18 protein-coding genes and 2 pseudogenes are annotated in these 23151 nt (G+C 73.7%); 9 read left to right on the top strand and 11 right to left on the bottom strand.

Annotation, left to right across the window (positions count from 1 at the left end):
* Window positions 1–133 precede the first annotated feature (133 nt).
* A complete protein-coding gene (locus tag IE271_RS28830; RefSeq protein WP_190193400.1) occupies window positions 134–925 on the top strand; it encodes a maleylpyruvate isomerase family mycothiol-dependent enzyme in 792 nt (263 codons plus the stop codon).
* A gap of 149 nt (window positions 926–1074) precedes the next feature.
* Here IE271_RS28830 and IE271_RS28825 read toward each other — a convergent pair whose 3' ends face one another.
* The 7 genes from IE271_RS28825 to IE271_RS28795 all read right to left on the bottom strand — a co-directional run bounded on the left by IE271_RS28825 (window position 1075) and on the right by IE271_RS28795 (window position 8609).
* Window positions 1075–1779 carry an LAETG motif-containing sortase-dependent surface protein gene (locus IE271_RS28825; RefSeq protein ID WP_190193399.1) on the bottom strand — a complete coding sequence of 235 codons (705 nt, stop codon included), beginning with the start codon at window positions 1777–1779 and terminating at the stop codon, window positions 1075–1077.
* Between the two features lie 144 nt (window positions 1780–1923).
* Window positions 1924–3000 carry an LOG family protein gene (locus IE271_RS28820; RefSeq protein WP_229919621.1) on the bottom strand — a complete coding sequence of 359 codons (1077 nt, stop codon included), beginning with the start codon at window positions 2998–3000 and terminating at the stop codon, window positions 1924–1926.
* A gap of 523 nt (window positions 3001–3523) precedes the next feature.
* Window positions 3524–3931, bottom strand: coding sequence for a VOC family protein (locus tag IE271_RS28815; RefSeq protein ID WP_190193398.1), 408 nt, complete (start codon window positions 3929–3931; stop codon window positions 3524–3526).
* 179 nt (window positions 3932–4110) lie between these two features.
* Window positions 4111–5775, bottom strand: coding sequence for a hypothetical protein (locus IE271_RS28810; RefSeq protein ID WP_190193397.1), 1665 nt, complete (start codon window positions 5773–5775; stop codon window positions 4111–4113).
* Window positions 5757–6494: an ABC transporter ATP-binding protein gene (locus IE271_RS28805; protein WP_190193396.1), complete on the bottom strand. Its 738-nt coding sequence runs from the start codon at window positions 6492–6494 to the stop codon at window positions 5757–5759. The genes IE271_RS28810 and IE271_RS28805 overlap by 19 nt, the downstream gene beginning before the upstream one ends.
* Before the next feature lie 232 nt (window positions 6495–6726).
* Window positions 6727–8109 (bottom strand): aspartate aminotransferase family protein, encoded by a 1383-nt coding sequence (locus IE271_RS28800; protein ID WP_190193395.1) that lies wholly within the window; start codon window positions 8107–8109, stop codon window positions 6727–6729.
* Window positions 8094–8609 (bottom strand): Lrp/AsnC family transcriptional regulator, encoded by a 516-nt coding sequence (locus IE271_RS28795; protein WP_190193394.1) that lies wholly within the window; start codon window positions 8607–8609, stop codon window positions 8094–8096. Before IE271_RS28795 ends, IE271_RS28800 begins: the two co-directional genes overlap by 16 nt.
* A gap of 165 nt (window positions 8610–8774) precedes the next feature.
* Between IE271_RS28795 and IE271_RS28790 the strand changes: the two genes are divergently transcribed.
* Window positions 8775–10214, top strand: coding sequence for a gamma-aminobutyraldehyde dehydrogenase (locus tag IE271_RS28790; RefSeq protein ID WP_190193393.1), 1440 nt, complete (start codon window positions 8775–8777; stop codon window positions 10212–10214).
* 342 nt (window positions 10215–10556) lie between these two features.
* Here the strand turns inward: IE271_RS28790 and IE271_RS28785 are convergent.
* The 3 genes and pseudogenes from IE271_RS28785 to IE271_RS28775 all read right to left on the bottom strand — a co-directional run.
* A pseudogene (locus IE271_RS28785) lies at window positions 10557–11734 on the bottom strand (serine hydrolase domain-containing protein).
* Window positions 11735–11945: 211 nt separating this feature from the next.
* The gene (locus IE271_RS28780; RefSeq protein WP_190193392.1) at window positions 11946–12638 is read right to left on the bottom strand and encodes a glycerophosphodiester phosphodiesterase; all 693 of its coding nucleotides are present in this window, start codon (window positions 12636–12638) and stop codon (window positions 11946–11948) included.
* 20 nt (window positions 12639–12658) lie between these two features.
* Window positions 12659–13785: pseudogene (locus IE271_RS28775) on the bottom strand (adenosine deaminase); the annotation flags it as partial.
* Window positions 13786–13851: 66 nt separating this feature from the next.
* On the opposite strand from IE271_RS28775, the gene IE271_RS28770 reads away from it, so the two are divergent.
* Both IE271_RS28770 and IE271_RS28765 read left to right on the top strand, forming a co-directional pair.
* Entirely contained in the window at window positions 13852–14706 is an 855-nt protein-coding gene (locus tag IE271_RS28770; RefSeq protein ID WP_190193390.1) for a DUF4190 domain-containing protein, read from the top strand.
* Window positions 14707–15036: 330 nt separating this feature from the next.
* Window positions 15037–16572: a hypothetical protein gene (locus IE271_RS28765; RefSeq protein WP_190193389.1), complete on the top strand. Its 1536-nt coding sequence runs from the start codon at window positions 15037–15039 to the stop codon at window positions 16570–16572.
* 62 nt (window positions 16573–16634) lie between these two features.
* Here the strand turns inward: IE271_RS28765 and ybiA are convergent, their stop codons facing one another.
* Window positions 16635–17204, bottom strand: a complete 570-nt coding sequence (ybiA, locus tag IE271_RS28760; protein ID WP_190193388.1) for a riboflavin biosynthesis intermediates N-glycosidase — start codon at window positions 17202–17204, stop codon at window positions 16635–16637.
* 210 nt (window positions 17205–17414) lie between these two features.
* Here ybiA and IE271_RS28755 point away from each other — a divergent pair, with 210 nt between their 5' ends.
* From IE271_RS28755 to IE271_RS28735, 5 genes are read left to right on the top strand one after another with little or no spacing between them, the layout of a single operon-like run.
* Window positions 17415–18956: a gamma-aminobutyraldehyde dehydrogenase gene (locus tag IE271_RS28755; RefSeq protein WP_190193387.1), complete on the top strand. Its 1542-nt coding sequence runs from the start codon at window positions 17415–17417 to the stop codon at window positions 18954–18956.
* A gap of 52 nt (window positions 18957–19008) precedes the next feature.
* The gene (locus tag IE271_RS28750) at window positions 19009–20253 is read left to right on the top strand and encodes a polyamine ABC transporter substrate-binding protein (RefSeq protein ID WP_190193386.1); all 1245 of its coding nucleotides are present in this window, start codon (window positions 19009–19011) and stop codon (window positions 20251–20253) included.
* A 5-nt stretch (window positions 20254–20258) separates the two neighbouring features.
* A complete protein-coding gene (locus tag IE271_RS28745) occupies window positions 20259–21422 on the top strand; it encodes an ABC transporter ATP-binding protein (protein WP_190193385.1) in 1164 nt (387 codons plus the stop codon).
* Window positions 21419–22348, top strand: coding sequence for an ABC transporter permease (locus tag IE271_RS28740; protein ID WP_190193384.1), 930 nt, complete (start codon window positions 21419–21421; stop codon window positions 22346–22348). Before IE271_RS28745 ends, IE271_RS28740 begins: the two co-directional genes overlap by 4 nt.
* The gene (locus IE271_RS28735; RefSeq protein ID WP_190193383.1) at window positions 22349–23149 is read left to right on the top strand and encodes an ABC transporter permease; all 801 of its coding nucleotides are present in this window, start codon (window positions 22349–22351) and stop codon (window positions 23147–23149) included.
* Window positions 23150–23151: the final 2 nt, after the last annotated feature.

The raw sequence follows: 23151 nt of genomic DNA, 5'->3' as shown, positions 1-23151 counted from the left end.
CGGCGGCCGTGTGCCTACGGATGCCCTCGTGCCCGGGGCGGCGTTGTGTGCGTGCGCGTGGCGCGGCACCGGCGTCCGCGTGCGCGCGGAAAACGGCGTGCCCGGCCGGTGCCCGCGTGCGTAGGGTGCCGGCATGACGCTCCTCGGGCACGACCGCTACTGCGACGAGATCGTCGCCCAGACCGACCTGCTGCGGGCGCACCTGGCCGGTGCGGACCTGTCCGCGACCGTGCCCACCTGCCCGGACTGGACGCTGCGGCAGCTCGCCGTGCACGTGGGCGCCGCGCACCGCTGGGTGGAGCACATCGTGCGGACGCGGGCGACTCAGGAGGTGCCCGAGGAGAGCGTGCCGGGGGCGGGCGGCCCGGCGGTCGGCGGCGCGGAGGCACTGGACGCCTGGCTCGCGGAAGGGGCCGAGAGGGCCGCCGGGACGCTGCGGGCGGCCGGGCCCGACGCGGCGGCCTGGTCCTGGGCGTGGCGGCACACCGCCGGGTTCTGGGCGCGGCGCATGGCGCACGAGACGGTGGTCCACCGGGCGGACGCGGCCCTCACCGCCAAGGCGCCCTACACGCCGGCGCCGGACCTGGCCGCCGACGCGATCGACGAGTGGCTGGAGATCGTCACGTTCGTGCAGCGCACGCAGCCGCACGACGCGGTGGCCGAGCTGCGCGGCGCGGGCCGCAGCATCCATCTGCACGCCACCGGCGCGGACCCGGCGCTGAACGCCGAGTGGCTCGTCGAGTTCGACGACCGGGGCATGAGCTGGCGGCGCGGCCACGCGAAGGCGACGGTCGCGCTGCGCGGACCACTCACCGAGGTCCTGCTCGCCTTCTACCGCCGACTGCCGCCGGACGAGGGGGAGTTGGAGGTGCTGGGCGACCGGGGGCTGCTGGACTTCTGGCTGCGGCGGGCGACGTTCGGCTGACGGCCCGCGGCCGCCGCACGGCCGTACGCGGGCGGAGCGCCGTACGCGGACGGAGCACGGGCGGGGAAGGGGCGAACGACCGCGGCCCGCTCCCTCCTGCGAGGAAGCGGGCCGCGGGACGTACCGCGTACGGAACGCCGGGCGCGGACTCAGCCGGCCTGGGACGAACCGCGGCGGCGCAGCGCGAACACCACGGCACCGCCGGCCACGACCAGGGCGGCCGCGATGGCGGCGATCACGCCGGTGTTGGAGTCGGCGCCGGTCTCGGCGAGGTTGGAGTCGCCGACGGCCGGGGACGGCTGGTTGTCGTCCGCGGGGGCGGCGGCGGGCTCGGTGCTCTCCTCCTTGGAGGGGGTCGCCTCGTCGGCGGGCTCCTCGGACGGGGTGGCGGACGGCTCGTCCGACTCCGGAGTGCTCTCCGAGGGGGTCGGGGTGGCCGGGGTGTCCTCGCCCTTGCACGCCTCGGACGGCGTGGTCAGGTTCGGCTTGATGTCCTCGTCGACCAGGTTCGATGCCTTGACGTGGATCCGGTACGTCGCGCCCGGAGTCCAGTCCTCCTCGAAGGTGACGGTGACACCCTTGCTGGTGGAGTGCTCGATGACCTTGGTGCCGAGGGACTTGTCCTCCGCCCCGTCGGACTTGAGGAAGAGCTCGATCTCGGCCTTGACGCCGGAGGGGTCGATGTCGGTGACGCTGATGACGCCCTTGCCGTTGTCGTCACAGGAGGCGACGGCCGAGAAGTCACGGATGTTGCAGGCGGCTGCGTTGCCGGCGGCGCCGATCGCGAGCGCTGCGGTGGCGGTGGCGACGCCGAGGATGCGCGCCGATCGCGCGGCGCGGTGGGATATGGACACGGTTGCCCTTCACGGGATATGCAACTGCGGGGGGTTTCGAGGGGGCGCGGTGAACAACACCCCCATGAGCCTCACAGGTTTATAAGCGCGAGGTAAGCACTGTCAATCCGCAGGCGCCTCAAGGGCGTTGGCTTTGCCGGGTTATTAACCGAGGAGACGTTTGAGCGCCTCCGGAGCCTCCTCGACGCGGTCCACGAGGGCGATCCTGGTCTCCATGGAACGGCCGCGCGCGAGCGCGGTCAGCAGCGGCCACGCGGGCAGGTCCTCCGTCCAGTGCGCCCGGTCGACCAGCACCATGGGGCGGGGCTCGCCGCGGGACCCGTAGTAGTTGGGGGTCGCGCTGTCGAAGACCTCCTGGACCGTGCCGGCGGCGCCGGGCAGGAAGACGACGCCCGCGTTCGAGCGGGCCAGCAGGCCGTCCTCGCGTATCGCGTTGGCGAAGTACTTGGCGATGTGCGCGGCGAAGGGGTTCGGCGGCTCGTGGCCGTAGAACCAGGTGGGGATGCCCACCGAGGCGCCGCCGTCGGGCCAGCGCCGGCGCACCTCGAAGGCGGCGGCCGCCCAGTCGGCGACCGAGGGCCGGAAGGACGGCGCCTTGGCGAGCAGCAGCAGGGCCTCGTCGAGCATCCCGTCGGCGTACGGGGCGGCGTACGCGCCGAGGTTCGCCGCCTCCATCGCGCCCGGCCCGCCGCCCGTGGCGACCGTGAACCCGGCGCGGGCCAGCGTGCGGCCGAGCCGGGCGGCGCCCTCGTACTCCCGGGTGCCGCGCGCCATCGCGTGGCCCCCCATCACGCCCACCACCCGCCTGCCGACGAGGAGTTCGTCGAGCGCGTCGGAGACGGAGTCGTCGTGGACGGCGCGCAGCATCGACGCGAACACGTCCCCGTCGTCCCTGGTCTCCTGGAACCAGGCGTACGCGCGGGCGTCCGGCGTCGCCTCGTAGCCCTCGTCGAGCGAGGCGTACAGGTCGCCGGGGGAGTAGAGCAGGCCGCGGTACGGGTCGAAGGGGAGCCCGGGGACGGGCGGGAAGACCAGGGCGCCGCCCGCCCGCACGCGGGCCGCCGCCTGCGGGTCCATCGGGCAGCCGAGGAACACGGCGCCCGTGGTGTCGGCGGCGAGCAGCGCCTCCGTACGGCCCGTCAGGTCGACGGCCTGGACACGGTGGTGCGCGAGCGAGCCGTGCGCGGCGACGACCGCGTCGAACTCGTCGAGGGACTCGATCTCGCGGTCGTGCGAGACGCGGACGGGCTGCGAGGCCCGGCCGGAGGGGACGCCGCCCGCGGGTCCGGCGGGCGGCACGGGGCCGGTGGACCGGACCGGGCCGTCGGGACGGTCGCCGGAACGGCCGCCGGACGGGGGCGGCGGGCCGGGTCTGCCGGAGGCGGATCTGCCGGAAGGGGACTGCCCGGAGGAGGCGTACGGAGCGGACGGGGCCCCGCCGGACGACGACGGGGCGGCTTCGGCGGACCGGTCCGGCGCCTCGGGGGAGACGGGCCGGTCAGGTCCCTCGTCGGAGGCGGACCGGGCGGGGCGGTCGGGCCGGCCGGGCCGGTCGGGTGTCGGCTGCATCCGGCCATGCTAGGCAGCGGCCCACCGGGCCGGACGGCGCCCCCGTCCGGCCGAGGAGCGCCTCACCGGGGCGTGTTCGGCGGCGGGGCGGGCGTCCGATCGGTGCCGGTGCCGGTGCCGGTGCCGGTGCCGGTCCTGGTGCCGGTGACGCCCTGCCGCTCCGCCCCGAGCGCCCTCAGCCCCCGATCGCCGCCGGGTCCATCCACATGATCTCCCAGGTGTGGCCGTCGAGGTCGTCGAAGGAGCGGCCGTACATCATGCCGTGGTCCTGCGCCGGTCCGGGCTCCGTGGCGCCGGCCGCGACGGCCCGGTCGACCAGCTCGTCGACCTTCTCGCGGCTCTCGGCGTTCAGACACAGCAGCACCTCGCTGGTCCTGCGCGGGTCGGCGATCTCCTTCTTGCTGAACTCCGCGTACTTGGCGTGGCTCAGCAGCATCGCCACGATCGTGTCGCTGATCACGACGCAGGTGCAGGTCTCGTCGGAGAACTGCGGGTTGATCGTGTAGCCCAGCTCCGTGAAGAACTTGCCGGAGGCGGTGACGTCCTGCACGGCCAGGTTCACGAAGATCATCTGCTGGTGCATGGCGGGGTCTCTCCTGTCGGTGGCGATCCGTTCGCAGGGGTGGACCGGGGGTCCCCGGAGAACTCATCGGCCGCCGGGGACTTTTTTCGTACGCGGGTTCCCGCGGGTCCGCACACCCGCACGCACGCATGCCCGTCCGCCTGCGCGCCCGCACGCGCGACCGCGTTCGTACGGGCGGCTCAGCGGGCCATCGGCAGGGCCGCGAGTTCGGCGACGACCAGGATCAGCGGGGTGAACAGGGCGATCAGGGCGCCCGCGCGCAGGACGGCGGCGGCGCGCAGCATGGAGACGGGCGAGCCGAGCCGCAGCAGGGCGGCCGTGGTCTCGGCGCGCGACTGCCTGACCTCGAGGGCGGCGGACAGCAGCGTGGTGAGGGCGCACCCCGTTACGACGAGCGCGCCGAGCACGGTGAGCGGCCCCGCCCCGGGCCGCGCGCCGGTGTGCAGCGTCGCCAGGGCGTACAGGGCGGAGGCCACCGCGCACAGGACGCCGAGCGGCCGGCCGATCCGTTCCGCCTCCTCCATCAGCACGCGCCCGGCGAGCAGCCGCAGCGCCCCCGGCCCCACGGCTTGCAGCAGCCGGCCGCAGAAGTGGGTGAGCCCGGGGGTGGCGAGCGCGAGACCCATCGCGGTGAGGAGCCAGCCGGCGAGCACCCCGGCGGGCGCGCCCGCGTTGCCGCCCGGCAGCGCGATCCCGCCGCCGTCCCCGCCGGTGCTGCTCGCGTACGCCTCCACGGCGAGCCCGGCGGCCAGCACGGCGACGCCCCAGGGGAGTCCGCCGGGCGCGGGGCGCCGCGAGTCCGCCGCCGCGTGCGCGGACTCCGCGCCGGCGGTGACCGGGTCCGCCGTCGGTGCGGCCTGTGGGGCCGGGGCGGCCGGTGCCGTGCCGTCCCCGGACGCGGCGGTCCGCGCCGCGGCGTCACCGCCGTCCAGGAAGGCGCTCGCGCCGGCCAGGGCGTGGGCCCCCGCCCCGGGCCGGGCGGGCACGGCCGCGTCGGGCGCCCCCGCGCCGGCCGACGCCGTGCCCCTGTCGTACACGACGGCCGCACCCGGCACCGCGGTGCGCGGCGCCGCGGTGCCCCCCGGGGCCTGTGCGCCGTCCGGCGCGGCGAGGGAGGAGCCGGCGCCGATGCCCGCCGGGCCGCCGGACGCGGCGTGCGCCATGGCGGCGCGGTGCGCGCCGAAGCGGCCGTAGGCGCCGAAGACCCCGCGTGTCGCGGCCCGGCTGCCGAACGCACCGGTCCCGCTGTAGGCGCCCCTGCGGTACACGCCCGCCGCGCCCTGCACCTTCAGGAAGCGTCCCTGCCCGGCCGGGCCCGCCTCCTCGTCCCGGACGTCCCGGGGCCGCAGCACCAGCGCGGTCGTCACCGACGCGGCGGCCGGCAGCAGGGCCAGCAGGGTCAGGGCCGCGGGCAGCGGCAGCGGCCGTCCCACCGCGAGGAAGTCGGGGGCCCCGCCGCCGAGGAGCGAACCGCCCAGGTCGCCGCGGAGGTACAGGAAGGACAGCAGCGCGGCCGCCGAGCCGAGCACGCAGGACAGCGCGGTGGTCACGGCCGAGACGGCCATCAGCCGGCCGGGGCCGAAGCCCAGCGCGGTGAGCCCCGGGCGCGGGCGGGTGCCGGGGTCCGTACGGGCGACGGCGACCGCCAGGTACACCGTGGCGGCCAGCGGGACGAGGCACCACGCGAGCCGCAGCACGGAGGAGCCGGGCGCGTCGGGGTGGCCCAGTGCGTGGCCCAGGGCGGACAGCAGCAGGAAGCCGGTGCCCGCGGCCGCCGCGGCGACCAGGAGCCTGCGCAGCTGGACCGCGAGTCCCGCGCTGCGGGCTAGGCGGAGAGCGAGCACGCGGCGCGGCCCTCCGTCCCGGTGGCCGGCGGCAGGTGGACGGTCGTCACGCGCCGTCCGTCCAGCAGCGTCACGGCGCGGTCGGCGAGGGCCGCGGTCTCCGCGTCGTGCGTGGCCAGGACGACGGTGATGCCGTGCGAGCGGGCCGCCGTGGTGAGCGTCCGCAGGACGTGGGTGCGGTCGGCGCGGTGCAGCGGCGCCGTCGGCTCGTCGGCGAACAGGACCGTGGGGCAGGAGACCAGGGCGCGGGCGATGGCCACGCGCTGGCGCTCGGACTGGAGCAGGGCGTGCGGGCGCTTGCGGGCGCACTCGCCGACGTCGAGGCGCTCCAGCCACTCCAGGGCGGCCGCCTTGGCGTGGCGCCGGCCGGTGCCGCGCAGCATCAGCGGCAGGGCGGCGTTCTCCCAGGCGTTCAGCTCGGGGACCAGCACGGGGACGGGGTCGATCCAGCCGAAGCGGTCCCGGCGCAGGCGTTCGCGGCCGAGCGGGCCCATGGTGTGCACGGGCACGCTGTTGAACCACACCTCGCCCTGCTGCGGCAGGAGCTGTCCGGACAGGCACCGCAGCAGGGTCGTCTTGCCGCTGCCGCGCGGACCGCCGACGGCGAGGATCTCGCCCTCGCGGACGCCGAGCGAGACACCGCTCAGCGCGGGCGAGCCGTTGTGCTTGAAGTGCAGGGCGCGTGCCCGGAGCACGTCGTTGTCCGGCGGGGCCACCATGGGCGTACACCTCGTTGTTCAGATCTGATGTCCGTGCGGAGATCCCCCGTCCGGGGGAACGAAGGCAGGGCCGATCGGTCACAGGCACGCTAGGTTTCCGGGACGGCGGCGCAGGACAGCACGCGGCCCCGGATCGCCGATTCTCACTCGAACGGGCGACACCGGGGCCGTCGTTGATCATCCGAACGGAAGATAGGGCCCCCTGGTGGCGGAGCGGGGCCCCCGACGGGGGTCAGAGCTGCGTCCACGCCTCCGTCAGCACCTGCCGGACGATCCCCTCGATCTCGTCGAACGTCGACCGGTCCGAGATCAGCGGCGGCGAGAGCTGGATGACCGGGTCGCCGCGGTCGTCGGCGCGGCAGTACAGGCCGTACTCGAAGAGCTTCTTGGAGACGAAGCCGTACAGGATGCGCTCGGACTCCTCCTCGGTGAACGTCTCCTTGGTGGCCTTGTCCTTGACCAGCTCGATGCCGTAGAAGAAGCCGTTGCCGCGGACGTCGCCGACGATCGGCAGGTCGTGCAGCTTCTGCAGGGTCGTCAGGAACGCGCTCTCGTTGTCCAGCACGTGCTGGTTGAGACCCTCCCGCTCGAACAGGTCGAGGTTGGCCAGGCCCACGGCCGCGGAGACCGGGTGGCCGCCGAAGGTGTAGCCGTGCAGGAAGGTGTTGCCGCCCTTGTAGAAGGGCTCGGCGATGCGGTCGGAGACGATGCACGCGCCGATCGGGGAGTAGCCCGAGGTCATGCCCTTGGCGCAGGTGATCATGTCGGGCACGTAGCCGAACTTGTCGCAGGCGAACATGGTGCCGAGCCGGCCGAAGGCGCAGATCACCTCGTCGGAGACGAGCAGCACGTCGTACTGGTCGCAGATCTCGCGCACCCGCTGGAAGTAGCCGGGCGGCGGCGGGAAGCAGCCGCCCGCGTTCTGCACCGGCTCCAGGAAGACGGCCGCGACCGTGTCCGGGCCCTCGAAGAGGATCTGCTGCTCGATCTGGTCGGCGGCCCAGCGGCCGAACGCCTCGGGGTCGTCGCCGTGGATCGGGGCGCGGTAGATGTTGGTGTTCGCCACCTTGTGCGCGCCGGGGACCAGCGGCTCGAACGGGGCCTTCAGGGCGGGCAGCCCGGTGATGGACAGGGCGCCCTGCGGGGTGCCGTGGTAGGCCACGGCACGGGATATGACCTTGTGCTTGGTCGGCTTGCCGGTGAGCTTGAAGTACTGCTTGGCGAGCTTCCAGGCGGTCTCGACGGCCTCGCCGCCGCCGGTGGTGAAGAAGACCTTGTTCAGGTCGCCGGGCGCGTACCCGGCCAGGCGCTCGGCGAGTTCGACGGCCTTGGGGTGGGCGTAGGACCACACCGGGAAGAACGCCAGCTCCTGCGCCTGCTTGAACGCCGTCTCGGCCAGCTCGGCGCGGCCGTGCCCGGCCTGGACCACGAACAGGCCCGCGAGGCCGTCGAGGTAGCGCCTGCCCCGGTCGTCGTAGATGTAGGTGCCCTCGCCACGGACGATGGTGGGAACGGGCGCGTTCTCGTACGAGGACATGCGGGTGAAGTGCATCCACAGGTGGTCGTACGCGGACTTGCTGAGGTCCTTGGTGCTCACGGCTATCGGGTTCCCCACATGTAGGTCTGCTTCTTCAGCTTGAGGTAGACGAAGCTCTCGGTGGCGCGCACGCCGGGCAGGACCCGGATGCGCTTGTTGATGACGTCCAGCAGCTGCTCGTCGTCCTCGCAGACGATCTCCACGAGGAGGTCGAAGGAGCCCGCCGTCATCACCACGTACTCGACCTCCGCCATGGCGGTCAGCGCGTCGGCGACCGGGTCCACGTCGCCCTCGACGGTGATGCCGACCATCGCCTGTCTGCGGAAGCCCACGGTGAGCGGGTCCGTGACGGCGACGATCTGCATCACGCCCTGGTCGAGCAGTTTCTGGACGCGCTGGCGCACGGCGGCCTCGGACAGGCCGACGGCCTTGCCGATCGCCGCGTACGGCCGGCGGCCGTCCTCCTGGAGCTGCTCGATGATCGCGAGGGAGACGGCGTCCAGCTGGGGGGTGCCGTTCCTGGACTGCCGGGAGTCCCTCTGGTCTGCGCTTCGACTGGCCACGACCTCACTGTGCACGAGGAGTCGACAGTTCCGCAAGGTCGAATCAATGAAATCCGTTGTTTACGAGATCGATGTATACGGATTTCGCAGCCCTGGCGGGATGAGGGGTGTTGAAAACGTCGGCTCTCCCACTAGGGTGGACGTCTCAGCGTTTGGACATCTGATCAGGAGGGCCGGGCAGTGAGCACCGAGCTGCGTCGTCTGCGCAACTACATCGACGGAGAGTTCCGCGACGCCGCCGACGGACGGACCACCGAGGTGGTCAACCCCGCGACGGGCGAGGTCTACGCGACCGCGCCGCTGTCCGGCGAGGCGGACGTCGACGCCGCGATGGCGGCCGCCGCCGCGGCCTTCCCGGCCTGGCGCGACGCCACCCCGGCCGAGCGCCAGAAGGCCCTACTGAAGATCGCCGACGCCTTCGAGGAGCGGGCCGAGGAGCTCATCGCCGCGGAGGTGGAGAACACCGGCAAGCCGATCGGTCTGACCCGGTCGGAGGAGATCCCGCCGATGGTCGACCAGATCCGCTTCTTCGCGGGCGCGGCCCGCATGCTGGAGGGCCGCGCGGCCGGCGAGTACATGGAGGGCCTGACCTCCATCGTGCGCCGCGAGCCGGTCGGCGTCTGCGCGCAGGTCGCGCCGTGGAACTACCCGATGATGATGGCCGTGTGGAAGTTCGCCCCGGCGCTCGCCGCGGGCAACACGGTGGTGCTCAAGCCGTCCGACACCACCCCCGCCTCCACCGTCCTGATCGCCGAGATCATCGGCTCGATCGTGCCCAAGGGCGTCTTCAACGTGGTCTGCGGCGACCGCGACACCGGGCGCCTCATGGTCGAGCACAGGACGCCGGCGATGGCCTCCATCACCGGGTCCGTGCGCGCCGGCATGCAGGTCGCCGAGTCCGCCTCCAAGGACCTCAAGCGGGTCCACCTGGAGCTGGGCGGCAAGGCGCCGGTCGTGGTCTTCGAGGACACCGACATCGCCAAGGCCGTCGAGGACATCTCCGTGGCGGGCTTCTTCAACGCCGGGCAGGACTGCACGGCCGCCACCCGCGTGCTGGTCCAGGAGTCCATCCACGACGAGTTCGTGGCCGCGCTCGCCAAGGCCGCCGCGGAGACGAAGACCGGGCAGCCCGACGACGAGGACGTCCTGTACGGACCCCTGAACAACCCCAACCAGCTCAAGCAGGTCTCCGGCTTCATCGAGCGGCTGCCCGCCCACGCCAAGGTCGAGGCCGGCGGCCACCGCGTCGGCGAGAAGGGCTACTTCTACGCCCCGACCGTCGTCTCCGGGCTCAAGCAGGACGACGAGATCGTCCAGAACGAGGTCTTCGGCCCGGTCATCACCGTCCAGCCCTTCACGGACGAGGCCCAGGCGATCGAGTACGCCAACGGCGTCGAGTACGCCCTGGCCTCCTCGGTCTGGACGAAGGACCACGCCCGCGCGATGCGCCTGTCCAAGGCCCTCGACTTCGGCTGCGTGTGGATCAACACCCACATCCCGCTGGTCGCGGAGATGCCGCACGGCGGCTTCAAGAAGTCCGGCTACGGCAAGGACCTGTCGGCGTACGGCTTCGACGACTACACGCGCATCAAGCACGTGATGACGTCGATCGAGGGCTGATCCGGCGGTTCCGGTGAGCACCCGGCGCGGCCCGGACGGGGTGACCCGTCCGCGCCGCGCCGCGCGTGCCCCCGGTGTCCGGAACCCGCCGGTGCGCCCCGGGCGTCGTGCAGACTGCGTGGCCGTGGGCGGCGCCGAGGAACGGCTTCCGGCTGCGGCCGTCCTGGGGCTCCTGGCGGCCCGGGCCCTGCACGACGCGGAGGAGTGCGCGACGGCGCCGGGACGGCTGCGCCGGAACACGCCCGTGCTCCGTGCGCGCCACCCGGCCGTGCCGCAGGGCGTGTGGCGCCGCCTCGCACGCGGTCGCCCAGCGGTTGCTGCGGCACCGGGGCGGAGGCTGCGTCACCTCACCGCGGCCATGACGATCCGCTCCGCGACCGGGTTCATCCCCTCGCCCTTGGCGTCCGTCGCGTTCACCGAGTAGACGACCGTGCGCGACAGGTCGCGCGTCGCCGCCATCGCCGTGCCGTAGCCGTACCGGGCGCCCGACTTGCCCCAGTACTCCTCGCCGTCGAGCACGGTGCGCTGCAGCCCGGCGCTCAGGGTGGCCCCGGAGACGCCCCGCGGAAGCGTGAACATCTCCCTCAGCTGCGGCCGCGGCACGAGGTCGCCCGGAACAGGTGGGTGACCAGCCGCTCCAGGTCCGCCGTCGTGGAGATCATGTCGCCGGCGGCCCAGCTGCCCGACGAGTTCCACTCGGTGACGTCGACGAACCGCCGGCCGCCGTCGGCCCGCGGAACGGCCTGGTAGCCGCGGTTGTGCGGGCCGTCGATGCGCGGGTCGGCGCCGGGGAAGTACGTGTGCCGCATCCCGGCGGGGCGCAGCACCCGCCGCGCCGCCTCGCTCTCGTACGGCCGTCCGGTGACCTCCTCCACGAGCAGGCCGAGGAGCGTGTAGTTGATGTTGAGGTAGTGCTGCCGCCGGCCGGGGGCGAACTCCGGGCCCTTGGCCACCGCCGACGCCACCAGCTCCTGCGGCGTCAGCGTGTCGAAGCGGTGCGCGTACGCCTCCTCGAAGGAGTCCCCGAAGGCGTCGCCCGCCGGGATGCCGCTGGTGTGGTTCAGCAGCTGCCGCACGGTGACGTGCCGGAACCTCGCCGGCAGCAGGCCGGGCAGGTACGCCCGCGCCGGCCCGCCGAGGTCGACCCTCCCCTCGGCGGCCAGCTGGAGCACCACCGCCGCCGTGACGGCCTTCGTCGTCGAGCCCGCCCGGAACAGGGCGTCCGGGTGGGCCGCCCTGCCGCTCGGCAGGTCGCGCACCCCGGCGCCGCCCCGCCAGGTGCCGTCCGTCCCGCCGACCCGGACGAGCGCGGCCGTGGCGTCGCCGTCCGGCAGGCCGGCGAGCGCCCCGCACAGGGCGCGGGCGTCCGGCGCGGAGGCGCCGCCGGTGGCCGCGGAGCACTCGGGGACCGGGGAGGCGGGCGCGGGGGCGGCGCCCGCGGGGGCGGCGGCGAGACCCAGGACGACGAGGGCGGCGGCGAGCGCGGTGACGCGGGTGCGGCCGGTGGCGCGGAACGGCATGGACGACTCCTCGGGACCGTGTGCGGTGATCGACAGCGGTCATCCTCCGGCGGCGGGGCGCCGGTCCGTATCGTCGTGGGGGAGGGGACGCGCCCGGAGAGCTCCCTGGGCAACTCGCCCGTTCTGTAAGGGAGTTGCTCGGGGTCGTCCCCCTAGGGGGTCGAGGCGGATCAGGCGCCCCCGCGCTGGTGCCGCCGGCCCGCCGGGGCCCTCACGCCGTGTCCGCCGCGCGCAGGGCGGTCAGGACGTCGACGCGGTTCGTGGTGATGGAGTCGACCTCCAGGCCGAGCATGCGGCGCAGGGAGCGGCGGGTGTCCGGCGTCCACACCGACAGCAGGTGGCCGCCGCGGCGGACGCGGGCCGCGAGGTCGCGGTCGACCAGGCCGAAGCGGTAGTTGAGCCACCGCGGCCGCACCGCGTCGAGCAGCGCGGGCCGGGGCGGCGCCAGCGTCGTCCAGGTGAGGGCGATCTCGGCGTGCGGGTCGGCCGCGCGCACGGCCAGCATCGTCCGGGCGCCCCCGCAGTAGTACACCCGCTCCGCCGCCCCCAGGTCGCCGGCGACACCGGCGATCCGGCGCACCGCGCGCACGTCCGGGGAGCCCGGCAGGTCGACCATGACCCGGCTGTCCCCGGTGGCCTCCAGGGCATCGGCCAGCGTGGGCACTCCGCCGGCCGTGAGCCCGCGCACCTCGTCCGAGGAGAGCGAACGCACCGGCCGGTCGACCTCCCACAGCCGCTTCAGCGTCTCGTCGTGCAGGAGCACCGGGACGCCGTCCCGGGTCAGCCGTACGTCGATCTCCACGGCGTCCGCGCCCGAGCGGAGCGCGGAACGCAGGGAGTCCAGGGTGTTCTCGCGGACCCGGTACGGGTCGCCGCGGTGGGCCACGGCGGTGACGGTGCGCATGGGCCCATTGTGGCGGCGCCTCAGACCGCGAGCCACGCCGAGGTGTACGCGTCGATCTCGTCGGCGATGCGCGCCTTGCCGGCCGCGTCCAGGAACGAGGCGTGCACCGCGTTCTTGGCCAGCTCGGCGACGCCCCGCTCGTCCAGGCCGAGCAGGCGGGCGGCGACCGCGTACTCGTTGTTGAGGTCGGTGCCGAACATCGGCGGGTCGTCGGAGTTCACGGTGACGAGCACGCCGGCCGCGACCATCTCCCTGATCGGGTGCTCGTCGAGGCTGCGCACGGCCCGGGTGGCGATGTTGGAGGTCGGGCAGACCTCCAGCGGGACGCGCCGCTCGGCCAGGTGCTCCAGCAGCTTCGGGTCCCGCGTGGAGCTGGTGCCGTGCCCGATGCGCTCGGCCCGCAGGTCGCGCAGCGCGTCCCACACGGTCTCCGGACCCGTCGTCTCGCCGGCGTGCGGCACGGAGTGCAGGCCGGCCGCGATCGCGCGGTCGAAGTACGGCTTGAACTGCGGCCGGGGCACGCCGATCTCGGGCCCGCCCAGACCGAAGGAGACCAGGCCCTCCGGGCGGACCGCGTCGTCGGTGGCGAGCCGGCAGGTCTCCTCGGCGGACTCCGGGCCGGCCTCGCCGGGGATGTCGAAGCACCAGCGCAGCACCGTGCCGAAGTCGGCCTCGGCCGCCTTGCGCGCGTCCTCGATCGCGTCCATGAACGCCCGCTCGTCGATGCCCCGGCGGGTCGAGGAGAACGGGGTGACCGTCAGCTCCGCGTACCGCACCTGCTGGCGGGCCATGTCCCGGGCGACCTCGTACGTCAGCAGCCGCACGTCCTCGGGGGTGCGGATGAGGTCCACGACGGACAGGTACACGGTGATGAAGTGCGCGAAGTCCGTGAACGTGAAGAAGTCCGCGAGCGCCTCGGGGTCGGAGGGCACCTTGGAGTCGGGGTGGCGCGCGGCCAGTTCGGAGACGATGCGCGGGGAGGCGGATCCGACGTGGTGCACGTGGAGCTCGGCCTTGGGCAGCCCGGCGATGAAGGCGTGCAGGTCGCGTTGGTCGGTCAAGGGTTCCTCCCCGGGGGCGGCCGCCGGATGCGGGCACGGCGGCGGTGATCGGCTGATCGATGGTGCCGGGGATCATCGTAGGCCGGGGTGCGGGGAGCGCGGGGGTGGGCCGTAGCATGACAGGACGTACGACAGAGGGGGGACGTCCGCGCATGTCCGACGCCGCGCAGTCGCCGGGTACGCCGCAGGGGGACGCCCCGGATCCGTGGGCACCGCCCGAGGACCGGCCGCACTCCCGTCCGCAGCCGCCCGCCCCGGCGTCCCCCTCCGCGCCTCCCCCCGCCCCGGAGTCCCCCTCCGCGCCCGGTGACGACCCCTGGGCCGGGCCGGGTCCCTCGGCGCCGGACCCCTGGGCACCGCCGGCCGAGGACGGCGGCGCCCCCGCCGGGCCGCCCGTGCAGGACCGGCAGACCGTCACGGCGTTCCCGGGCGCGGGCGGCTTCCCGGGCGCGGGGGCGGGCGGAGCGGTTCCGCCCGGCGGTGCCTGGCCGTCCCCGTCCGCCCCGGCCCACGGCGGCGGGCCCGTTCCTCCGCCGCCCCTCGCGCCGGACGGTCCGGGGCACGTCCCCTACGGCTACCCGGGACCCGCCGCGTACGGCGGGCAGGGGTACCCCCAGGGCGCGTACGGATACGGCTGGCCCGCCGTGCCCCCGGCGCCCGGCAACGGCCTGGGCACGGCCGCGCTCGTCCTCGGGATCATCGCGGTGTCCCTGTTCTGCCTCTGGCCGCTGACCGTCCTGCTCGGGATCCTCGCCCTCGTCCTCGGCGGGATCGCCCGGGGCAAGGTCCGCCGCGGTGAGGCGACCAACGGGGGCCAGGCCCTGGCCGGGATGATCTGCGGAGCCGTCGGCCTCGTCCTCGCCGTGGGCCTGATAGTGCTGGTCCTCGCCCTCCCCGACAGCGGCGACGACCCGGATCCCGACCCCGCTCCGGACGACGGCGGCTACAGCACCACGCTGACCGCGCGGCACGACGGCGTCCCCTCCGCCGTCCGTCCGCGCGGCTGACCGGGGCCCGGCAGGCGGGAGTGAACACGTACGGGGTGAGGACCGGTCGAGCGACTTCACACGTACGGGTGAGTGTCGACCCGTGGCCGCCGGGCACGAGTTCGCTGTTCAGGGCTTTGCCGTAGAACTGGGCCCGACGGCGGTCGCGACGGCGAAAGGCCGCCCGGCGCAAGCGTTTTTCCGGTGGGACACGGCGTCGCTGAATGCATATTCGGGATATATCGGACACCTCTGTGCGCGTGTCTGCGCCGGAGTGAACGTCCGGATTGTTCAGAATGTTACCTACTGCCCCAGTTGAAACCGCGAGGTTTCGTTGCCGAGGAGCGAGACATGCAGGTTCGCGAGTGGCTCCCCGACCAGCCCACCCGTATCGGCCGGCACGACTGGCCGGACGAGGGCGACAACGGAACACATCTGCGGCTGCGGGCCGGTTCCATCGTGGTGCTCGACCGGCAGGCCTGGCGGGTCCTGGAGATCGACGGCTACCCGGGCCACCAGTGGCCGGAGTCGTACGAGAGGGCCTGGCGCGACCACATGGAGCTGTGGTGGCACGCCAACGAACTGCTGCGGGCCAACAACCAGCAGGTCAAGGCGGCACCGGAGCGCTCGGAGTTCTACAAGCGCCCGGTGGTCCTGGTGCTGCGCAACGAGAACCTGCCCCGGTCCACGCCCAAGCACTGGTGCGCCCCGGCCAGCCACGACTGGCAGGTCCTGCCGGAGCACTACGCCGTGTGCCGCGCCTGCGGTGAACTGCCGCCCTGCCGCCACGGGGAGTACCGCTGGGAGGGCGGCCCCCGCCGGGACGGGCAGAGCGGCGGCATCCCGCTCATCGTGCCGGAGGGCTGCTGCATGGGGTGCGCCGAGCCGATCAAGCCGCGGATGCGGACCGTGCGCTTCCCGGGGCCCAACCTCTGGTACCCGGACCTGGGGCAGGACACCGCGGTCTTCCACGCCCGCGCCGCCTGCGCCGACCAGGTCGACTGCTACCGCATGCAGTGGCGGGCCGAGTACGCCGCGCCCGCTCCGTCCCTGCCCCCGGGGACGCCGGCGTTCCCGGGCTTCGAGCAGTTCACGCTGCCCCGGACGCGCCACGCGCCGGACCTGAACCAGCACGTCCAGCAGGATCCGCAGCCTCCGCAGGGCCCGCACTCCCCGCAGACCGCACACGTCCGGCAGGACCCGCACCGGCTCCAGCACCCCCCGCAGGGCCGGCAGCCGCAGCCCGCGGCGCCGGCGCGGCCGGCCGAGGAGGAACGTACCTCCGTGGTCAGCGACTACGGCACCTTCTACCTGCCGGCCGGGAGGTACCGCCGGGGAGGACCGGAGAGCGGTGCCGCACCGTCCGCCCCCGCCGCGGCGCCGTTCCCGTTCCCGCCGTCGTCCGCGTCCCCGTCGGGGCCCGCCGTCCCCGAGCCGGCCCACCGTACGGTCTCCGCGGCCTCCGGCTCGCCCCTGGCGGAGCAGGCCGCGCCGGCGGGGCGGACCGCCCCCGCGCACCCCGCTCCGGCCGAGGCGCCGGCACCGGCGCGGCCGCACGACTCCGCTCCCGCGCACCTCGTGGCGGTCGAGGCGCCGGCCGGAGGGTACGACTCCGCACCGGCGCGGCCGCACGACTCCGCTCCCGCTCCCCTCGCGGTGGCCGAGGCGCCCGCGTCTTGCGCCGGGGACGAGGCGTCCGCGGCGCCCCACCCCGCCGACAGTGCCGCGCCGATGCTCAAGGCGGCGCAGGAGCTGAGCCTCTCCCTGGGCGAGCGTCCGGTCTTCCACAACGCGGAGCAGGCCACCCGCGTCATCGAGGAACTCACCGCGGCCGTCCGCAACATCGCGCTCTGCCTCAACCAGCCGCCCGCCCGCGAACACCCCTGAGCCGCGCGGGGACCGGACGGGAGGGCGGGGCGGCGGCTCCGGAAGTGCGGCCGCCGCCCCGCTCACCCCCGTGAGCCGTGCGCCCGCAGCCGTCCGCGCGCCTCCATCAGCGCGAAGCCCAGCAGGTTGAGCCCCCGCCACCGCGCGGGGTCACCGGCGCGCTCGTCGTCGGCGGCCAGCCCGATGCCCCAGATCCGGTCCAGCGGGCTCGCCTCGACCAGCACCCGCCCGCCCGTGCCGAGCAGATAGGCGCGCAGGTCGTCGTGGGCGGCGAACTTGTGCACGCTGCCCTCGACCACGACGCCGAAGCGCTCGCGCTCCCACACCGCCCCGTCGAAGCCGCGCACCAGGCGGCCCGCCTTCTTCGCCTGTGCCGGATGCCCCGCCGCCAGGACGCTCCGCTCGGCCTCGGCGTCCTCGAACAGCCGGGCCTTGGCGGCCATCATCCAGTGCTCCGCCGTCGCGTACTCCACGCCGTCGACCGTGAACGGCGACGGCCACCACTGGCTCAGGCAGGCGGGTCCGACCCGGCCGTCGCGCGGCGGCGTGTGGCCCCAGAAGTGCAGGTACTTGACCCTCGCCCCCGAGCGGACGGCCGCCACGAGCGCGTCCCGAGAATCGATCACGTCCATGGCGGGGAGTCTGGCACGCGGCACCGCCACCCCGTCCGTTTTTTCGTGGCCGGCTCGACAGCCTGTCGACAGATTCCGTCGCGTAACCAAAAGGCAACAACGGAATCACTTGTTGATGACCCTTTGCTCTGTCAGGATCGGCACTCAATCCGGGCCGGGGCCATTCCGGTCCGGCGGGAGGCCCACGGTCGGCGGCGAAGGAGAAGCGACATGCACCACCCGGACGACGGCATCCGGGCCGGGGCGCTGGAGCGGGCGCGGGACCGGTTCGCGGACGGCGCGCAGTTCGTCGCGGGCCGGCTCACGCGCGGCACCTCCGGCCGCAGCCACACGGTCGTGGACCCGGCCACCGGCGACGGCATCCTCACCTACGACCTGGCCGGCGCCGCGGACGTGGACGCGGCCGTCGCCGCGGCCCGCGCCGCCCTCCCCGGCTGGTCGCGCGCCACCCCGGGCGAGCGCTCCGACGCCCTGCACCGCCTCGCCGCCGTCCTGGCCGGCCGCGCCGAGGAGTTCGCGCTCGCCGAGTCCCTGCAGTGCGGCAAGCCGCTCAAGCTCAGCCGGGAGTTCGACGTCCCGGGGACCGTCGACAACACCGCCTTCTTCGCGGGGGCCGCACGCCACCTCCAGGGGCAGTCCGCCGGGGAGTACTCCGGGGACCACACCTCGTACGTCCGCCGGGAGCCGGTCGGTGTCGTCGGGTCGATCGCCCCCTGGAACTACCCGCTGCAGATGGCCGCCTGGAAGATCCTCCCGGCGGTCGCCGCGGGCAACACGATCGTCCTCAAGCCCGCCGAACTCACCCCGCTGACCTCGCTGATGTTCGCGCAGGCCGCCACCGACGCGGGCCTGCCCGACGGCGTCGTCAACGTCGTCAGCGGCACCGGGCCCGAGGCCGGCGAGCACCTCGTCGGGCACCCCGGGGTGGCCATGGTCTCCTTCACCGGCTCCACCGCCGTGGGGCGGCGCGTCGCCGGGACCGCGGCCTCCGGCCTCAGGCGGCTGCACCTCGAACTCGGCGGCAAGGCCCCGTTCGTCGTGTTCGACGACGCCGACCTGGAGGCGGCCGTGCACGGCGCGGTCGCGGGCGCGCTCATCAACACCGGCCAGGACTGCACGGCCGCCACGCGCGCCTACGTGCAGCGGCCGCTGTACGAGGAGTTCGTCGCCGCGACGGCCGGCCTGATGGCGGGCGTCCGGCTCGGCGACCCCTTCGCCCCGGACACCGACCTCGGCCCGCTCGTCTCGCACGCGCAGCGCGACCGCGTCGCCGCCTTCGTCGACCGGGCGCGCTCCCACGCGCGCGTGGTCACCGGCGGCGGGGCACCCGGCGGCGCGCTGGAGAGGGGCGCGTACTACCGGCCGACGCTGATCGCGGACGCCGCGCAGGACAGCGAGATCGTGCAGGCCGAGATCTTCGGCCCGGTCCTCGCCGTACTGCCCTTCGACGGCGACGACGAGGGGGTCCGGCTCGCGAACGACACCCCGTACGGGCTGGCCGCGTCGGCGTGGACCCGGGACGTGTACCGCGCCCAGCGCGCCACGCGCGAGATCGCGGCGGGCTGCGTCTGGGTCAACGACCACATCCCGATCATCAGCGAGATGCCGCACGGCGGATACAAGGCGTCCGGCTCGGGCAAGGACATGTCCGCGTACTCCTTCGAGGAGTACACGCAGGTCAAGCACGTCATGTTCGACAACACCGCGGTGGCCCGGAAGGACTGGCACCGCACGGTCCACGGGGACCGCTAGCAGCCAGGCCGTCCGACCGCGGCCGCACCCTTTCGAAAGGGCACCCACACGCATGGAGCAGTACGAGCCCGACCGCCCGCCGCCGGCCCCGGCGGCCGCCGCGCGGCGCAGCCCCGCCACCGGCAGGGCCTCCCTCACCCGCCGCTCCCTGCTGCGCGCGGCCGGCGGCGGCACGCTCGCCCTGGGCGCGCTCGGCACGCTGAGCGCCTGCGGCATCCCCCCGGCGAAGAACACCGCGGGCGTCCCGTCCGACGACCACTCGGACGAGGAGAAGCGGATCGCCTTCTCCAACTGGACCGAGTACATGGACGTCGACGACGGCGAGAAGCGCCACCCCACGCTCGACGCCTTCACCCGGCGCACGGGGATCCGGGTCGAGTACACCGAGGACATCAACGACAACGTCGAGTTCTTCGGCAGGATCAAGCCGCAGCTCGCGGCCGGCCAGGACACCGGGCGCGACCTCATCGTGGTCACCGACTGGCTGGCCGCCCGCCTGATCCGCTTCGGGTGGGTGCAGAAGCTGGACGCGTCCAACCTGCCGCACGCCTACGCCAACCTCTCCGCCCAGTTCCGCACCCCGGACTGGGACCCGGGACGCGCGTACTCCTATCCCTGGACCGGCATCTCCACGGTGATCGCCTACAACAAGAAGGCGCTGGACGGAGTGGAGGTGAGGTCCGTCTCCGACCTGCTCGACAACCCGAAGCTCAAGGGACGGGTGGGCTTCCTCTCCGAGATGCGCGACAGCATCGGCATGACGCTGCTGGACATGGGCAAGGACCCGGCGGACTTCTCCGACGACGACTTCGACGCGGCCGTGGCCCGGCTGCAGAAGGCCGTCGACACCGGCCAGATACGCCGCTTCACCGGCAACGACTACACCTCCGACCTCTCCAGGGGCGACCTCGCGGCCTGCCTCGCCTGGGCCGGCGACGTGGTGCAGCTCAAGGCGGACAGCCCGGAGGTCGACTTCGTCGTCCCCGACAGCGGCTACATGACCTCCACCGACAACCTGCTGGTCCCCAACAGGGCCCGCCACAAGACCAACGCCGAGCGGCTCATCGACTACTACTACGAGCCGGGGCCGGCCGCACAGCTCGCCGCGTACATCAACTACGTGTGCCCGGTCGACGGGGTGCGCACCGAACTGGCGAAGATCGACGAGGCCGCGGCGGACAACCCGCTGATCCTTCCCGACGAGGCGATGGCGGCGAGGTCGCGCGCCTTCCGCTCCCTGAGCACGAAGGAAGAGACGGCCTACGAAGAGAAGTTCGCGAAGCTCACAGGGGCGTGACCACGATGACGACAGACCGCGGCGGCGACGTCCGCCTCTCCGGGATCAGCAAGACCTACGGCTCCTTCACGGCCGTCCACCCGCTCGACCTGACCGTGCCGCAGGGCTCGTTCTTCGCGCTCCTCGGGGCGTCGGGCTGCGGCAAGACCACCACCCTGCGGATGATCGCGGGCCTGGAGGAGCCCACCGCGGGGACCGTGTCCCTGGGCGGGCGGGACGTGACGGCCCTGCCCCCCTACAAGCGCCCCGTGAACACCGTCTTCCAGTCGTACGCCCTCTTCCCGCACCTGGACGTCTTCGAGAACGTCGCCTTCGGGCTGCGCCGCCGCGGCATCAAGTCGGTGAAGAAGCAGGTCGGAGAGATGCTCGACCTGGTACAGCTGGGCGAGCAGGCGCGCAGGAAGCCGCACCAGCTCTCCGGCGGCCAGCAGCAGCGCGTCGCCGTGGCCCGCGCCCTGATCAACCACCCCGAGGTACTGCTCCTGGACGAGCCGCTCGGCGCCCTCGACCTGAAGCTGCGCCGGCAGATGCAACTGGAGCTCAAGCGCATCCAGACCGAGGTCGGCATCACCTTCGTGCACGTCACGCACGACCAGGAGGAGGCCATGACCATGGCCGACACGGTCGCCGTGATGAACGCGGGCCGCGTCGAGCAGCTCGGCGCACCCGCCGACCTCTACGAGAACCCGCGCACCACGTTCGTCGCCAACTTCCTCGGCACCTCCAACCTCATCGAGGCGAAGGTCGAGACCGCCTCCGGCGACGACCTCGTCGTCGAGGCGGCCGGGCAGCGGCTCACCCTGCCCGCGGCGCGCTGCGCGGCCCCGGCGGCCGCCGGCGGCGCGGTGCTCCTCGGGGTGCGCCCCGAGAAGATCTCCCTCACCCCCGCGGACGACGCGGACCGCGTACCCGCCGGCCGCAACCGCGTCACGGGGCGCATCACCGCCGGCAGTTTCCTCGGCGTCTCCACCCAGTACGTCGTCGACTGCCCGGCCTGCCCGGAGTTCGAGGTGTACGTGCAGAACATCGACCGCGACCCGCGCCTCGTGCCCGGCGCCGAGGTCGTCCTGCACTGGGACCCCGCCCACTCCTTCGGCCTCGACGCCGCCCAGGACATCGACGCGGGCGTCGAAACGGCCGGAGCGGACGAGGAGGTGGCCGCCCGATGACGGCCGTCGCCGGGGCGCCGCCCGAGGCGCCCGCCCCCGCACCGCGCAAGCGCCCGCCGGGACGGCGCGGCCGCCTCGTGCCGTACTGGCTGCTGCTGCCCGGCATCCTGTGGCTGCTGGTCTTCTTCGTGATGCCGATGGTCTACCAGGCGTCGACGTCCGTGCAGACCGGCTCCCTGGAGGAGGGCTTCGAGGTCACCTGGCACTTCCGCACCTACTGGGACGCCGTGGCCGACTACTGGCCGCAGTTCCTGCGCTCGGTGCTCTACGCGGGCTCCGCCACGGTCCTGTGCCTGCTGCTCGGCTACCCGCTCGCGTACCTGATCGCCTTCCGTGCGGGCCGCTGGCGCAACGTCCTGCTGGTCCTGGTCATCGCGCCGTTCTTCACCAGCTTCCTGATCCGCACCCTGGCCTGGAAGACGATCCTCGCCGACAGCGGCCCGGTCGTCGGCGCCCTCGGCGCGCTGCACGTCCTGGACGTCACGAGCTGGCTCGGCATGACGGCCGGCGACCGGGTGCTCGCCACCCCGCTCGCGGTGGTGTGCGGACTCACCTACAACTTCCTGCCCTTCATGATCCTGCCGCTGTACACCTCGCTGGAGCGCATCGACGGGCGGCTGCACGAGGCGGCGGGCGACCTGTACGCGACGCCGTCCGAGACCTTCCGCAAGGTGACGTTCCCGCTGTCCATGCCGGGCGTCGTCTCCGGCACGCTGCTGACCTTCATCCCGGCCAGCGGCGACTACGTCAACGCCGACCTGCTCGGCTCCACGGACACCCGCATGATCGGCAACGTCGTCCAGACGCAGTTCCTGCGCATCCTCGACTACCCGACGGCCGCCGCGCTCTCGTTCCTGCTCATGGCCGCCATCCTCGTCATGGTCACGTTCTACATCCGCCGGTCCGGGACGGAGGACCTGGTCTAGATGCCTTTCGTACGCCGGCTCAAGCGCAATCTCGTGGTGGTGGCGGGCCTGCTGACCCTCGGCTACCTGCTGCTGCCGAACGTCATCGTCACGGTGTTCTCCTTCAACGACCCCAAGGGCCGCTTCAACTACGCCTGGCAGCGGTTCTCCACGGACGCCTGGACCGACCCCTGCGGCGTCGCCGACCTGTGCGGCTCGCTCTCGGTCAGCCTGCAGATCGCGGCCTGGGCGACGCTCGGCGCCACCGTCCTCGGCACGATGACCGCCTTCGCGCTGGTGCGCTACCGCTTCCGCGCGCGCGGCGCCGTCAACGCGCTGATCTTCCTGCCGATGGCGATGCCCGAGGTCGTGATGGCCGCCTCGCTGCTCACCCTCTTCCTCAACATGGGGGCCGAACTGGGGTTCTGGACCGTCCTGATCGCTCACATCATGTTCTGCCTCAGCTTCGTCGTCACGGCGGTGAAGGCACGGGTCATGTCCATGGACCCCCGCCTCGAACAGGCGGCCCAGGACCTGTACGCCGGTCCCGTGCAGACCTTCCTGAGGGTCACGCTGCCGATCGCGGCCCCCGGGATCGCCGCGGGAGCGCTGCTCGCCTTCGCGCTCTCCTTCGACGACTTCATCATCACCAACTTCAACGCGGGCTCGACCGTGACCTTCCCCATGTTCGTCTGGGGCTCGGCGCAGCGCGGTACGCCCGTCCAGATCAACGTCATCGGCACGGCGATGTTCGTCGTGGCCGTCCTGTGCGTACTGGCCGGCCTGGTCGTCGCGGACCGCCGGCAGCGCCGCACGTCCTGAGC

The organism is Streptomyces minutiscleroticus, from assembly GCF_014650875.1.
Classification (GTDB): Bacteria; Actinomycetota; Actinomycetes; order Streptomycetales; family Streptomycetaceae; genus Streptomyces; species Streptomyces minutiscleroticus.
The sequence above is the reverse complement of the archived record's forward strand: the minus strand, read 5'-3'. Positions and strand labels throughout refer to the sequence as shown.